Source organism: Streptomyces sodiiphilus, from assembly GCF_039529215.1.
GTDB lineage: Bacteria > Actinomycetota > Actinomycetes > Streptomycetales > Streptomycetaceae > Streptomyces > Streptomyces sodiiphilus.
Map to the genome: position 1 here is coordinate 220,224 of NZ_BAAAMJ010000008.1, position 14,815 is coordinate 235,038.

The 14,815-nt window shown below is 74.7% G+C and carries 7 protein-coding genes; 1 reads left to right on the top strand and 6 read right to left on the bottom strand.

Annotation, left to right across the window (positions count from 1 at the left end; all coding sequences use genetic code 11):
* Positions 1–133 precede the first annotated feature (133 nt).
* On the top strand, positions 134–3,943 hold the full coding sequence (locus tag ABD299_RS04280; protein ID WP_344258941.1) for a multifunctional oxoglutarate decarboxylase/oxoglutarate dehydrogenase thiamine pyrophosphate-binding subunit/dihydrolipoyllysine-residue succinyltransferase subunit: 3,810 nt from the start codon (positions 134–136) through the stop codon (positions 3,941–3,943).
* Between the two features lie 124 nt (positions 3,944–4,067).
* On the opposite strand, the gene fxsT is transcribed toward ABD299_RS04280, so the two are convergent.
* The 6 genes from fxsT to ABD299_RS04310 form a co-directional block, all read right to left on the bottom strand.
* Positions 4,068–7,055 carry an FxSxx-COOH system tetratricopeptide repeat protein gene (fxsT, locus tag ABD299_RS04285; RefSeq protein WP_344258942.1) on the bottom strand — a complete coding sequence of 996 codons (2,988 nt, stop codon included), beginning with the start codon at positions 7,053–7,055 and terminating at the stop codon, positions 4,068–4,070.
* A gap of 138 nt (positions 7,056–7,193) precedes the next feature.
* On the bottom strand, positions 7,194–8,600 hold the full coding sequence (locus tag ABD299_RS04290; RefSeq protein ID WP_344258944.1) for an aKG-HExxH-type peptide beta-hydroxylase: 1,407 nt from the start codon (positions 8,598–8,600) through the stop codon (positions 7,194–7,196).
* On the bottom strand, positions 8,597–9,799 hold the full coding sequence (locus tag ABD299_RS04295) for an FxsB family cyclophane-forming radical SAM/SPASM peptide maturase (protein ID WP_344258945.1): 1,203 nt from the start codon (positions 9,797–9,799) through the stop codon (positions 8,597–8,599). Before ABD299_RS04295 ends, ABD299_RS04290 begins: the two co-directional genes overlap by 4 nt.
* A 114-nt stretch (positions 9,800–9,913) precedes the next feature.
* Positions 9,914–10,219: an FxSxx-COOH cyclophane-containing RiPP peptide gene (fxsA, locus tag ABD299_RS04300; protein WP_344258946.1), complete on the bottom strand. Its 306-nt coding sequence runs from the start codon at positions 10,217–10,219 to the stop codon at positions 9,914–9,916.
* A 170-nt stretch (positions 10,220–10,389) separates the two neighbouring features.
* A complete protein-coding gene (locus tag ABD299_RS04305; protein WP_344258947.1) occupies positions 10,390–13,725 on the bottom strand; it encodes an SAV_2336 N-terminal domain-related protein in 3,336 nt (1,111 codons plus the stop codon).
* 6 nt (positions 13,726–13,731) lie between these two features.
* Positions 13,732–14,730, bottom strand: a complete 999-nt coding sequence (locus ABD299_RS04310) for an AAA family ATPase (RefSeq protein ID WP_344259032.1) — start codon at positions 14,728–14,730, stop codon at positions 13,732–13,734.
* Positions 14,731–14,815 lie beyond the last annotated feature (85 nt).

The window sequence follows — 14,815 nt, forward strand, 5'->3', positions numbered from 1 at the left end:
CCCCCCGAAACACTCTGCGGAATGTGATCTGCGCGACGACTGACAGGGGGGACCCTGCGCCGAGGCCGGATCAGGCGTAGCCTTGATTCCCGCTGTCCATCACCTTGCGGAGCGGAAGAGGGCGGTTGCCGCCGTGTCGCCACAGTCCCCGAATACCTCGAGTGTCTCCACCGAACAGGCCGGACCGGGCAAGAGCCCGGCCGCGGGCTTCGGTGCCAATGAGTGGCTCGTCGACGAGATCTACCAGCAGTACCTCCAGGACCCGAACTCGGTGGACCGAGCCTGGTGGGATTTCTTCGCCGACTACAAGCCCGGTGCCGCCTCCGCGGACCGGCAGGGCGAGCAGAACGGCGCCGGAGCCGCGGCGCCCTCCGCCCCCCCGGGCGGCGGTGAGGCCGCGCCCACCGGCGGCCGGGCCGCGGCTCCGGAGAGGGAAGCGGCACCCGCCCCGGCGGCGAAGCCCGCCGCGAAGCCCGTGCCGGCCGAGCCGGCCGCCCGGCCCGCTCCCGAGCCCGCCAAGGCCAAGGCGAAGCCCGCCGCGAAGGACGGGCCCGCCGCGAAGCAGGAGGGCGCCGGCACCGAGTACGTGCCGCTGCGCGGCCCGGCCGCCGCCGTCGTCAGGAACATGAACGCCTCCCGGGACCTGCCGACAGCCACGTCCGTCAGGGCCGTCCCGGTGAAGCTGCTGTTCGACAACCGCATCGTCATCAACAACCACCTCAAGCGCGCCCGGGGCGGGAAGGTCTCCTTCACCCACCTCATCGGGTACGCCATGGTGCAGGCGCTCAAGGCGATGCCGTCGATGAACCACTCGTACGCCGAGAGGGACGGCAAGCCCACCCTGGTCAAGCCCGAGCACATCAACCTGGGCCTGGCCATCGACCTGGTGAAGCCGGGCGGTGACCGGCAGCTCGTGGTCGCCGGGATCAAGAAGGCGGAGAGGCTCAGCTTCTTCGAGTTCTGGCAGGCCTACGAGGACATCGTGCGGCGGGCCAGGAACGGCAAGCTGACCATGGAGGACTTCTCCGGCGTCACCGCCTCGCTGACCAACCCGGGCGGCATCGGCACCGTGCACTCGGTGCCGCGGCTGATGCCCGGCCAGGGCCTGATCCTGGGCGTGGGCGCGATGGAGTACCCGGCCGAGTTCCAGGGCACCTCACAGGACACCCTGAACAAGCTGGGCATCTCCAAGATCATGACGCTGACCAGCACCTACGACCACCGGGTGATCCAGGGCGCCGCCTCCGGCGAGTTCCTGCGGATCATGAGTCAGCTGCTGCTGGGCGAGAACGGCTTCTACGACGACATCTTCGAGGCGCTGCGGATCCCCTACGAGCCGGTCCGCTGGAACCGCGACATCGACGTCAGCCACGACGACGAGGTCACCAAGGCCGCCCGGGTCTTCGACCTGATCCACTCCTACCGGGTCCGCGGCCACCTGATGGCCGACACCGACCCGCTGGAGTACAAGCAGCGCAAGCACCCCGACCTGGACATCAAGGAGCACGGGCTCACCCTGTGGGACCTGGAGCGGGAGTTCGCCGTCGGCGGCTTCGCGGGGAAGTCCGTCCTGAAGCTGCGCGACATCCTGGGCGTGCTGCGTGACTCGTACTGCCGCACCACCGGCATCGAGTACATGCACATCCAGGACCCCAAGGAGCGCCGCTGGATCCAGGACCGCGTGGAGCGTCCGCACACCCCGCCGGAGCGCGAGGAGCAGCTGCGCATCCTGCGCCGCCTCAACGCCTCCGAGGCGTTCGAGACCTTCCTGCAGACCAAGTACGTCGGCCAGAAGCGGTTCTCCCTGGAGGGCGGCGAGACCGTCATCCCGCTGCTGGACTCCGTGCTGGACGAGGCCGCGGCGGCCGAGCTGGACGAGGCCGTCATCGGCATGGCGCACCGCGGCCGGCTCAACGTCCTGGCCAACGTGGTCGGCAAGTCCTACGCCCAGATCTTCCGCGAGTTCGAGGGAAACCTCGACCCGAAGTCGATGCACGGCTCCGGCGACGTGAAGTACCACCTGGGCACCGAGGGCACCTTCACCGGGCTCAACGGTGAGCAGATCAAGGTCACGATGACCGCCAACCCCTCCCACCTGGAGGCCGTCGACCCGGTCGTCGAGGGTGTGGCGCGGGCCAAGCAGGACATCATCGGCAAGGGCGGCACCGACTTCACCGTGCTGCCGATCCTGATCCACGGCGACGCGGCGTTCGCCGGCCAGGGCGTGGTGGCCGAGACCCTGAACATGTCCCAGCTGCGCGGCTACCGCTGCGGCGGCACGGTGCACATCGTCATCAACAACCAGGTCGGCTACACGGCCACGGCCGCCGCCGCCCGGTCCTCGATGTACTGCACCGATGTCGCGCGGATGATCGAGGCGCCGATCTTCCACGTCAACGGCGACGACCCGGAGGCGGTGTGCCGGGTGGCCCGGCTCGCCTTCGAGTACCGCCAGGCGTTCAACAAGGACGTCGTCATCGACCTGGTGTGCTACCGCCGCCGCGGGCACAACGAGACGGACAACCCCTCTTTCACCCAGCCGCTGATGTACGACCTGATCGACAAGAAGCGCTCGGTGCGCAAGCTGTACACCGAGTCGCTGATCGGCCGGGGCGACATCACCCTGGAGGAGGCCGAGCAGGCGCTCCAGGACTTCCAGGGCCAGCTGGAGAAGGTCTTCAAGGAGGTCCGGGAGGCCACCGACAGCCCGGCCCCCGCCGAGGTCCCCGCCCCGCAGGCGGAGTTCCCGGTGGCCGTGGAGACCGCGGTCAGCTACGAGGTCGTCAAGCGGATCGCCGAGTCGCAGGTCAACATCCCCGACCGGATCACCGTCCACCCGCGCCTGCTGCCCCAGATGCAGCGCCGCGCGGCCATGATCGAGGACGGCACGATCGACTGGGCGATGGGCGAGACCCTGGCCATCGGCTCGCTGCTGATGGAGGGCACGCCGGTGCGGCTGGCCGGCCAGGACTCCCGGCGCGGCACCTTCGGCCAGCGGCACGCGGTGCTCATCGACCGGAACACCGGCGAGGACTACACCCCGCTGCTGTACCTGTCCGAGGACCAGGCGCGGTTCAACGTCTACGACTCGCTGCTGAGCGAGTACGCGGCGATGGGCTTCGAGTACGGCTACTCGCTGGCCCGGCCCGAGGCGCTGGTGATGTGGGAGGCGCAGTTCGGCGACTTCGGCAACGGCGCGCAGATCACCATCGACGAGTTCATCTCCTCGGCCGAGCAGAAGTGGGGCCAGACCTCCGGCGTCACGCTGCTGCTGCCGCACGGCTACGAGGGCCAGGGGCCGGACCACTCCTCCGGCCGCATCGAGCGGTTCCTCCAGCTGTGCGCCCAGAACAGCATGACGGTGGCGGTCCCGACCACCCCGGCGAACTACTTCCACCTGCTGCGCTGGCAGGTCCACAACCCGCACCACAAGCCGCTGATCGTCTTCACCCCGAAGTCGATGCTGCGGCTGAAGGCGGCCGCCTCCCAGGCGGAGGACTTCACCACCGGCGGCTTCCGGCCGCTGATCCCCGACACCCGGGTGGAGCCGGAGAACGTCCGCAAGGTGGTGTTCTGCTCCGGCAAGGTCTACTACGACCTGGACGCCGAGCGGACCCGCCGGGGCGTGACGGACACCGCGCTGATCCGGCTGGAGCGGCTCTACCCGCTGCCCAGCGAGGAGGTCCAGGCGGAGATGGCCAAGTACCGCGGGGCCGGGAAGTTCGTGTGGGCCCAGGAGGAGCCGGCCAACCAGGGCGCGTGGCCGTTCATCGCGCTCAACCTGGTCGACCACCTGGACCTGATCATCGGCTCCGAGCCGGTGCCGAACGCCGACCGGCTGCGGCGGGTCTCGCGCCCGTCGTCCTCCTCCCCGGCGGTCGGCTCGGCCAAGCGCCACCAGGCGGAGCAGCAGCAGCTGGTCAACGAGGTCTTCGACCTGTAGGCCGGTTTCCCGCCCGGCACCGGTGGTGCCGGGCGGCACGCCCCGGGGCGCGTGTCCTTCCTCGCGGAGGGCACGCGCCCCGGGGCGTTGCCGTGGCGGATGACGGTCAGGCCGGCCAGGCAGGTCAGGTCAGCATGGGCTCGAAGTCCCAGTACACCGGGACCCGGGACCGCCCTGAGACGGTATGCGGGTGCTGCGGGCCCAGGGTGCGGCCGAGCCCGGCGAGCGCCTCCCGCTCCGTTCTTTCCGCCTCCTGGCGCCGCCGCAGCGCCCGCAGGTCGGAGGCGAGCGCCAGCATGCAGGACAGCGTCAGCGGATGCTCCGCGCCCAGGGTGGCCGAGGCCCTGCGCACGTTCTCCCGGTTCAGTCCGGCGGCCCGCTCCGGGTCGCCCTCCAGGTTTCGGCCCACGGCGACGTCCAGCGCGACGCCCACCGTCCACGGATGGTCCGGTCCGACGGCCGCGGTCATGCCCTCCAGGCACTCCTCGGCCAGCGCCAGGGACTGCTCCAGCTCCCCGGCGGTGCGCAGCAGCAAGGCGTGGTTGGCCGCCGTGCCGACCGTGAAGGGGTGGCCGGGCCCGAGGGAGCGGCGGTAGCGGTCCAGGGTGTCCTCGCCGATCCTCCGGGCCAGGTCGGTGTCGCCGTGGGCCCGCTGCACGCAGGCGTAGCAGGCGGCGGCCCGCAGGGTGAGCGGGGAGTCCTCGCCCAGCACCCGCTGGGCCCGCTCCAGCAGCCCGGCCAGCCGCGGGCCGGCCGCGGCCCGGTCACCGTTGCGGTGCAGGCACATGCCGAGGTTGAGTTCGCTGCGCAGGGTCTGCGGGTTGTCCGCGCCGAGAACGGTGCGGTGCAGGTCGGAGTTGCGTTCCTGGATCGACAGCGCCTCCTCGTAGCGGCCCAGCAGCCGCAGGTCCAGCGCGTAGTTCGTCTCCGAGGACAGCGACCAGCCGTGCCGCGGGTGGAGGGCCGCCCGGCGCGCCTCCAGGGTCTTGCGGTCCAGTTCCAGCGCCTCGCCGTACCGGCCCAGCAGCCGCAGGGTCACGGCGAGGTTGTTCTGCGCGTTCAGGGTGCGGGTGTCGGACTCCCCCACCAGCTCCAGGTATCCGCCGAGCACCTGCCGGCCGGTCTCCCACGCCTCCTGGTACCTGCCCAGCCCCCGCAGGTCGGCGGCCAGACCGTCCTGGGCCCGCAGCACCCCGAGGTCCCGCGGTCCCCGCTCGGCCGTGAGATGGCGGATCACCTCCCGGTTGATCCGCGCGGTGCGGGCGTACGCCCCGGTGGCGCGCAGCGCCGTGGCGTGGTGCGAGGCGAGGTCCCACAGCAGCGGGTCGTTCTCGCCGAGCACCTCGCGCCAGGCCCGGTCGGCCCGCTCGGCCAGGTGGACCCCGCCCCGGTACTCCCCCGACAGGTACAGGTAGCGCAGACAGTTGATGATCAGACGCTGCATCTCGCGGTGGGTGCTGTGCAGCGCTCCGGAAGCCTCCAGGTGCGGCACCAGTTCGGCGAAGCGCGGCCACAGCCGCGGATCGGAGGGCTGACGCGGGTCGGCCGCGGCCAGGGCCCGGCGGACCACCCGGGAGAAGGTGTCGCGGTCCTCCTCCGACATCCCGGCCCGCACCGCCTGGTGGACCATCCGGTGCACATGCAGGGTCTCCGGCTCGCTGCCCGGCTCCCCGCCCTCGTGGGCCTCCCGGTGGACCACCGAGTACTGCACCAGTTTGGCGACCGCGGCACTCCACCGCAGCGGGTCCTCCATCAGTGAGGACAGCCGCTCCGGCAGGTCCCGGAGGGGGGTGTCGCGCAGCAGCCGCAGCGGCACGGGGCCGGGGGCGAAGAACACGCACAGCCGCAGCAGGTCCACCGCCTCGGGCACCGTCTCGCGCAGCCGGTTCAGGAGTATCGAGAAGGTGGTGTAGTAGGTCATCGGGAAGTCGGGCGAGACGCGCAGCCCCACTTCGACGTCCGCCCCGGCCCGCAGCAGACCGACGTACTGCGCCACGGGCATGGTGGTGTCGTTCAGCGCCCCGGCCGTCTGGTCCAGCGCAAGCGGCAGGTCGCCGAGCGCCTCGGCGAGCATGTCCGCCTCCTCCGCCTCGATGCGCCGCGCACGGCGGCGGACGAAGGCGACGCTCTCACCGCGCTGGTAGACCGGCACCTCCAGCAGGGAGCTGTAGTAGTCGTCCCACCGGCGGTTCTGCGAGGTGATGAGGACGTGCCCGGACCCCTCGGGCACCAGGTCGGCGATGGCCTCGGGCTCGTCGGCGCCGTCCAGGACGATCAGCCAGCGGGAGTTGGGCGCGCTGCGCCGGAGCGCGTCGCGGACCGCGCGCAGCCGCTCCCCGTACTCGGGTCCGGTGGTCAGCCCGAGGGCGGGGGCGAGTTCGGCCAGCCGCTGGCGCAGGGTGCCCCGCTGGTCGGCCGGCACCCACCACACCACGTCGTAGTCCGAGCTGAAGCGGTAGACGAACTCGGCGGCGATCTGGCTCTTCCCCACCCCCGACATTCCCAGCAGGGTGACCGTGCCCGACTCCTGGAGCCGCCGGTAGACCGCCTGCAGGGCCGTCTCACGGCCGGTGAAACGGATGTTCCGGCGCGGCACGCCGCCCCAGACACGGGGCTGCTCGTAGGGAAAGCGGGCGCGGGGGCGCACGATGCCGTCGGCCTGCTCGTCCGCCGCGGGGGCGATGCCCAGCCTGGTCAGCAGCCGGCGTTCGGCCTCCCGGGCGCCGACGCCCCACAGCTGGGCGGCCCCGCCGAACGCCGTCACCGCCGAGGGCATCGGTCCGGTGGTGACGGACACCGCGGTGAACCGGCGGCCGTTGGGCGCCACGACGGTGCGCAGCGCCGTGTTCCACGCCTCGGTGGTGCGCGGGCCGAGCTGGAAGTACCAGTCGCTGAGCACCACCAGAATGTGGCCGTCGGCGTACATCAGGTCCCGCAGGGCGTCCTCCAGCGGCACGTCGGCGGACGGGTCCCACCGCTCCTGGATCACCCGGCAGCCATGACGCTCCAGGCGGTCGGCGATCCACGCGGCCCAGGCCCTGTTGAAGCCGGCGTAGCTGATGGTGATCTGCGGCCCACCGGCGGCCGGGCCCGGTGCCTCTTCTGCGGTCATCCGGCCCTCTCCCTCGTAGCGGATGATGCGGTCGGTTCTCTTCTCGTGCGGACTCTCGGGTCGTTCGCGGCCGGGCCCCGGGCATCGCTGCGTGACGGGCCGTCACATGCCGTGCAGGGAACATACACCGGCGGGCCGTCAGTCAACCGTCCCCCGGGCATACCGCCGGCTCCAGATGGTCCGGGCGGTGTCCACGTAGGCGAGGGCCCGGACCAGGTGTCCGTGCGGCGGCGGCCTGCCGCACAGTTCCCGGTGGCGCGCGGCCATCGCGGAGACGAAGGTACGGCCGGCCGCGGTGAGGTGACGCGAGCCGTGCAGGACCGGCAGGACGGCGCCCACCTGCGCGCGGCAGCGGGCGTGCGCGGCCCACGCCTGGTCGCACAGCAGCGGATCGTCGCACTCCTGTGCCAGGCGCTGCCAGAAGTCCGCCAGCGCGAGATGGGCGTATGCGCCGTGCAGCAGCCCGTCGAAGGGTCTGGGGTCCGGGCGCCAGGGTGCCCAGTACCGCGCCTCGTCGCCGGCACGGTGCAGGCCGAGCAGCTCGCCGAGCGCGGCGAGCTTGGCGTGCTGCAGTTCGTGCACCAGTCCGGCCGCCAGCAGCACGGGAGTGACCGGCAGGCTGGACAGGACGGCGCCGAACGCCTCGGCCCGCGTGCCGCTGGCATGGGCCCCGGCGCCGGCTCCGCCGCCGGGGGCCGTCAGCGGCACGATGCAGTCCAGCAGCGCCAGTTCGGCCATCCGGGCGGCACCTCCGCGGCGCAGCAGCGGCAGGGCCTCCCGCCACGCTCCCCGCCAGCGTTCCCGCGCGGCACGGTCCAGCGGCTCCCGGACGGTGCCTGGCCGGGCACCGGGGGCGAGGCCGGCGGGCCCCGCGGTGCCCCCGGGGTCCAGATCGTCCAGGACCACCGGGCGGGGGCCGCCGGTGAGCCGGTGCAGCGGGCGCCAGCGCGGGTCCCCGGTGAGCCCGCCGTGTCCGTCCCGGCGCAGCCCGGCGGCGGGTAATCCCGGGGCGCTGACGACCAGCGTGTCACCGCCGGACCACAGTGTCACCGCGGTGCCGTCGGGCACCGGGCAGTGCAGCGCGCCCAGGGTGGGCAGCACGAGCCGGCTGCCGTGGACCGGGACCGAGGTGCTGAAGCCGAGTCCGGCGGGGGGCGCGGCGACGGCGAGCACTCCCCCCAGGTGGGCCACGGCGGCCGGCACCGGGTCCGGACCTCCGGGGCGCGGGGGTTCCCCGGGCCGGTGGTGCAGCAGGCGCAGGCAGTGTTCGGCCCACGGCCCGGCCAGCGGATAGAACAGCACGCGGCGGGCCCGGCCGGCGCCGGCCCGGTCGGCGGCCTCCAGCAGCGCGCAGTGGTCGCGGGCCGGTGCGGCGGCTCCGGGCGGCAGGACGGACCGGGGAGCGGCGGCCACCGCGTCCAGCAGCACCCGGAACAGCAGCAGGCGCCGGGTCCGCTGACGCTGCGCCAGCAGGGTGAGCACACCGGGGTCGGCGTCGGTGCTGCCGAGTCCCTGGATCTCCCGGACGCCGGGAGCGGCCGTCACGCCGGAGCCGCCTCGGCCAGGCGCCCGGCGACGTGTCCGATGAACCTCGCGAGGTCCGGGCAGTAGACGGACGGGTTGCGGAAGCCGTGCCCCTCGCGGTACCGGTGCGCGTAGTGGCCGCCGCCGCAGACGCGGACCACCGGGCAGGCGCGGCACCGGCCGCACAGGGCGGCGAGGCCGGACTGCCGGGCGGCCACACCGGGATGCTCCAGCACCCGGTCGAAACTGTGCCGGAAGACGTCCAGGCCGGTGGCGGCAGCCCCGTCGTACGCCGTCCGCAGGACGTCGGACTGCTCGATGGCACCGTCGTCGTTCACCACGACGGCGGTGAACGGTGCCAGCCCCAGCGACTCGGTCGCGGCGGGGGCGCCCAGCAGCAGCGCGACGCATTCCTGGAAGAGCCTGATCCGGGTACGGCGGCGGTCCGCGTCCCACCACCGGTCGAACACGGCGCACAGCCAGTCGGCGTACGGGGCGGGCCGGTCCGCACCGGCCGGCAGGCCCGGCGGGGGGCGGCTCCAGTTGCCGTGCGGCAGGAGAAAGGCCAGCGAGGGCGGCTCCCAGGCCAGCAGCGAGCGGTATACCCCGGCCGGGTCGGTCCGCGGGTCGACGACGCACACCAGTCCGGCCCAGGAGTCCGGGTGAGCGGCGAGCAGACGGAGCCCACGGTGGATCCGGGGCCAGGCGGGACGGCCCGCGTGGTCCACCCGGAGCCGGTTGTGCTCCGGCAGTCCGCCGTCCACGCTGAGAGCGACCCGTATCCGGTGTGCGGCGAGCACGCGGAGCCGGTCCTCGGTCAGCAGCGTTCCGTTCGTCTGCACGCCGGCGTGCACCACGCACCCGCCGGGCACCAGCCGGCGCACCAGGTCCACGAACTCCCCCAGCCGGCCCGCCCCGGCCAGCAGCGGCTCGCCGCCGTGCAGGACCAGTGAAATCTCCGGCAGGCCGTGCGCGGCGGCGTGCTCGGCGATCCGGCGGGCGGTCTGCCGCAGGACGTCCGGCGGCGCGGCGGCGGGCCGGCCACGCCAGCCGGTGTCCGCGGCGAAGTACATGTAGCAGTAGCGGCAGGCCAGGTCGCAGCGTCCGGCCACCTTGACGACGAACTGCCGGAAGGGCTCCGTGGGCGCCCCGGGGGCTCGTGGCGGTGCGGCGTCCGGCCCGGCCGGCTCCTGACCACCCGCTCCACCCGCTGTCGGCACTCCGCTTCCCTCCGCCCCCGCGACCGTGTCCGGCCCCGCCCCCGTCCGGCTCCCCCGGGCAGCACTTGTCCCCTGCCGCCGCGGTGAAACGGACCCCGCCCCGATCCGACGCGTTCAGTGCCGGATCGGACCGAAAACCTCCTCTTCCGGAACGGCCGGCGGCTCGTAGGCCGCCTGGTCGAACGCCCACAGCCGCTCCGGGCGGCCGACCACCCGCTCCCGCAGTTCCCGCAGCACCTCGGCCAGCACCGGGTGGTCGAGCCGGCGCAGTTCCTCCAGGCCCAGCCCCAGCAGGTCCGGAAGGTCCGGCAGCACCGCCTCCGCGGGCTCCCCGGTGGTCTCCCCCGCGGCGGACGGATCCCCGCTGCCCGGCCCGGCCGTCCGGCCCGGGTCCTCCCCCACGTCGTCCCGTCGCGTCACCGCGCCACCTCCGTCCTGTCCGCCCGGTCCGCGCCTGTGCGGCCCGCGGGCGCGCCCCGGGCCCCGCGCGCTCGGCGCAGCGGGGATTCCCGGGTGGCACCGAGCGGAAACGCGCCGGCGCGGGGACGTCGGGAGCGCGGGGAGCACGCGCCGCCCGCGCTCCGCGCCTCCTACCCCTCGTCCTCCAGTGCCCGGAGCCGGTCAGCGGTGCGCTCCGCCTCCTCTCCGGGGCCGTCCGGCAGGCGGCGCCACCAGCCGAGCGCCGCCCGGTAGGCGTCCGCCGCGGCCCGCGGCCGGGCGGCCGCCTCGTACATCTCGCCCCGGCGGCGGCAGGCCGAGGCGGCCAGCCGCACAGCCTCACGGGCCTGCCGCGCGGACGCCGGAGCGCCGGCGGCCTCCTGCGCCGCCACCGCCGCGTTGCGGTACGCCTCGGCCGCCCGGTCCAGCCGGAACGCCCTGCGGGTGTGCCGGTGGGCCCGGCGGAAGGTGTCCCCGAGTGCGTGGAAGGCCCGGGCGCGGACGAGTGCGGTTCCGGCGGACTGCGCGGCGAGCGCGAAGAGGTGTTCGGCCTCCCGCAGGTCGACGAGATCGGCCGCGTGCCGGTAGCGCACGGTCAGCGCCCGTCCGAGCAGCAGCAGCCGGTCCGGGGTCCTGGGGTCCTCGGCCGGGGTCTCGGTGCGGCAGTCCCGCAGCACCCGCACCGCCCGGGAGACGAATCCGGCGCCGTCGGGAAGCGCGGCCCGCTCCAGCACCGCCGCGCCCCACTCGGCCAGCAGGTCGCTGTACTCGGGCCGGTCGCGGGCCACCGACCGTCCCGCCAGGGCGAACTGTCCGGCCGCCCGCTCCAGCCTGGCGGGGTCCCGGTCGGCCCGGTACCACCGAATCTCCAGCCGGCCGGACCGCACCAGGCAGCCGGCCCGCTGATCGGGGCCGGCCAGCGAGAGCGCGAGCGAGACGTGCTCCCCCGCCGCGGTCCAGCCGTACGCCGTCAGCAGCAGGGCGTCGACCAGCTGCAGAAGGGCAGCCGCCTGTTCACCCGGCGGGGCGGGAACCTCCCGCAGCGCCCGGCACCCCTCCGCGAGCCAGACCGCCGCCTGCTCGGCGTTCACCAGGGCCCGCTCCCCGTCCCCGGCCGCGCCGGCCAGGTGCAGCAGGGCCCGGCCCCTGGCCAGCGCGAGCCCGGCCGGCCGCGCCTCCCCGTCCGGCCAGGCGTCCGCCATCGCCTCCAGCATGCCGACGCTCTCCTGGAGCAGCGCGGTGTCCGCGCCCAGCCGCCACTGCTCCTCCAGTACCCGGACCCGCTCCAGGACGAGGTCCACCGCCTCCCTGCGCGGCAGTCCCGGTGTCGCGCAGACCGCGGCGAACTCCCGGTCCGAGCGCCTCCACAGCTCCAGGGCGCGTTCCGGGTCGCCCGCCGCCCGCCGCTCCTGTGCCGCGGCGTCCAGGACCCTCGCCAGTACCGTCCGGGCCGGCACCGAGCCGGGGTGCGAGGCGGCGGTGCGCGCGGCCTCCTGCGCCTCGGCAAGCAGCGCCGTCTCCCCCTGCACCCGCCACAGCCGCAGCAGCTGTCCGGCCAGCTCGCTCCACAGCCCCGGGTCGGTTCCGGTCCGGTCCTCGCGCTGCCGGACGGCGGCCCGGCGCAGCAGCCGCACGGCGTCCAGCAGGTGTCCGACCCGGCCGTCGCCCTCGAAGCGGGCGGTCAGGGCGCGGGACTGCCGCACCGCCGCGGAGGGCGGGGCCGCCTCCGGTGCCGGGTCCGTGTGACGGGAGGCGGATTCGGGCAGATAGCGGCGCAGCACCTCGGCGGCCACGTCGGCGAACGGCTGCGGCACACGCACCCCCCGGTCCGCGGCGTCCGCGGCCGGAGGCGGTGTTCCCTCGCCGGGCGGGGCGGGGCCGCCGGTGAGCTGGGCCAGTGCCAGCGCGGGGAAGTTCGGGCCGGCCCGGCCGAAGTTCGCCTCCACATAAGCCGAGCAGTGCTTGAGGACGAGCAGCGCCTCGTCATGCCCGAGCGACCGCAGCAGTTCGTCGTGCACACCGTCGGCGAACCGGTACCAGCGGCCGTCGCCTCCGTCCTCCTCCTCGCGGCGTCGCAGCAGCCCGCTGAGCAGCACCTCCGACAGCTCGGCCGGGCCGGAGTCCGGCAGCATGGTGCGCTGCACCAGCTGCATCACCGGCAGGTACAGCGGGGCGGCGGACAGCTGCACCATCAGCCGGACGGCGCCCGGCGATGCGGTGGAGCGGAACCTGCCGACCCTGGCGGCGGGGGTGAGCGGGGCGCGTCCGCGGGCCCGCGGGGCGGGCGGCCGGGCGGCGCTCACCCAGCCGACGGCGGCGCGCACCGGGCCGCCGCCACTGCCCGACAGCAGCCGGGCCCACGCGTTCAGCGCGGCGGCGGTGGGCGGCAGCAGCGGCACCGGCACGGCACCGGGAGGCGGCCGGACGGCGGGACTCTCCGGGGTGAAGCGCAGCCGGACCCCGCCCGCGGGCCCGTCGCCGCGGGCCAGGGTCCCGTGGGAGGCGGGCAGCCGGGTGCGGGCCCACAACCGCGGCGGCAGCGGCTGCACCACCGCCACCGGGGCGTGGCCGGCCAGCCGGTGCAGCAGCCGGTGGATCTGCCCGCTGCGCCACAGCGGTCCGGCGCAGTCGCTGACCATGACGGTCACGGTGGCGCCGGTGGGGTCGACGAGCTGGTTGACCGGGCGCAGCGCTGCGGCACCCGGCTCGAAGCTGCTGCTGACCGCCGGCCGCCCGTCGGGAGACTCGTGGAGATGATGCACCTGGACGTCCCGGAAGGCGCCCAGCCTGGTGAAGACCCCGGCGAGCTCGGAGAGCAGCCGCTGCCACACCCGGGTGGCGGGAGTGGCGTCGATGAGGAGCCGCAGTTCGGCGCCCGAGCGCGGGCGCGGCCGGAACACCGGCAGCAGGACGCCGCCGGCTCGGGCGCTGCGCTCCACGGTGGCCGTCTCGTCCAGCTCTCCGGGCAGCGGCCGGGCCCCTGAGCGGTAGCGCTGCAGTGGCCGCAGGGCGCGTTCGAGTTCGAGCAGGCCGGGGAGGACGCCCGGTTCCGGGACGCCGACCGGCGAGAGGGGCCCGGGCGGCAGCCGGGGACCGGATCCGGCCGGGTCGGCGTACAGGCGGACCGTGCTGCCCGGCGGGCCTTCCTCGGCGGGGGTCCGGGTCCCGGGCACCGGCGCGCCGCCCGGGGCTTCCCGCGCCGCCCGGCCGCCGTCGGCGTCCTCCGCCTCCCTCTCCCCCGCTTCCCGGGCGCCTTGCCGCCCGGTGGCATGCCGTACGCCACCCTGGTGTTCCCGTCCGGGCCGGCCGACGGCGGCCGGCCTCGACCCGGTGCCGCCGTCGTCGCCGGGCTCTCCCACCGGCCGGGAAAACCTGGCGAGCCACAGGGCGTCGGCCAGCCCGGCGCCGTCGGGGTCGAGACCGCAGTCCCGCAGCGCGCGGATCAGTCCGGCGAGCGGGTCCGGCGGCGGTACCGGTGCGTCCGGCATGTCCGCCTACCTCGGCCGGTCCAGGCGCTGGATCAGGAGGTCCGCCAGCCGGTCCCGGGTCGGCGGGGCGGCGTGGTGGGTGAGGTAGATGGCGTTCAGCAGCTGGTCGGTGGCCAGTTGCTCGCTGCGCGAGCGCTCCAGGAACCGCGCGATGAGGTCGTCGCCCATGCGGGCCAGTTCGTCCCCGAGGTGGGCCCTGACGACGGTGGCCAGCCGTTCGTGGCCGGGCCTGCCCAGCTCCAGGTGGACGCAGCGGCGCAGCAGCGGTGCCGGGAAGTCGCGTTCGCTGTTGCTCGTCATCACCACGAACGGGAAGGCCCGGCAGCGGATCCGGCCGTCCCGGACGGTCACCTTGGCGCCGTCGTCGTCGAGGACATCCACCTCGGGCTCGCGGTCGGCGACGCGCTCCAGCTCGGGGATCGCGAACTCACCCTCGTCCAGCACGTTCAGCAGGTCGTTGGGGAGGTCGATGTCGCTCTTGTCCAGTTCGTCCACGAGCAGCACCCGGGGGGTCGCGGTGGGCAGCAGCGCGGTGCCCAGCGGCCCCAGGCGCAGGTAGCTGCCGATGCCGCCGGGCACCGGGGCGCCGGGGGCACCGGCTGCCCGGCTGCCGGCCGCGATCTGGGTGTCCTGGAGGCGGGCGAGCGCGTCGTAGCGGTAGAGGCCGTCGCCCAGGGTGGTCCGGCTGACGACCGGCCAGCGCAGGACCCGGCCCAGGCCCAGTTCGTAGGCCACGGCGTGCGCCAGGGTGCTCTTGCCGGTGCCGGGACTTCCGGTGACCAGCAGCGGACGCCGCAGGTACAGGGCCGCGTTGATGAGCTCCAGTTCCTCCGCGCCGGGACGGTGCATCTCGGCGAGGTACCGGTAGCTGCCCAGCCGGCGGGCGGAGGCGCTGTCGATGTCCGGACCGGGCGCCACCAGCGGGCCGCCGTCGAAGTCGCGCCAGGGCGGCGGCTCGGGCAGCCTGCGGATGCCGTCGTGCGGCTCGCCCGCACCCCGGTAGATGAGCCACTCGCGTTCCGCCCGCTCGCCGGGGGTGCCGCTCTCCGGAGGGCCGGGGTCGTGCTCGGGGACAGCCACTGCGTGCTCC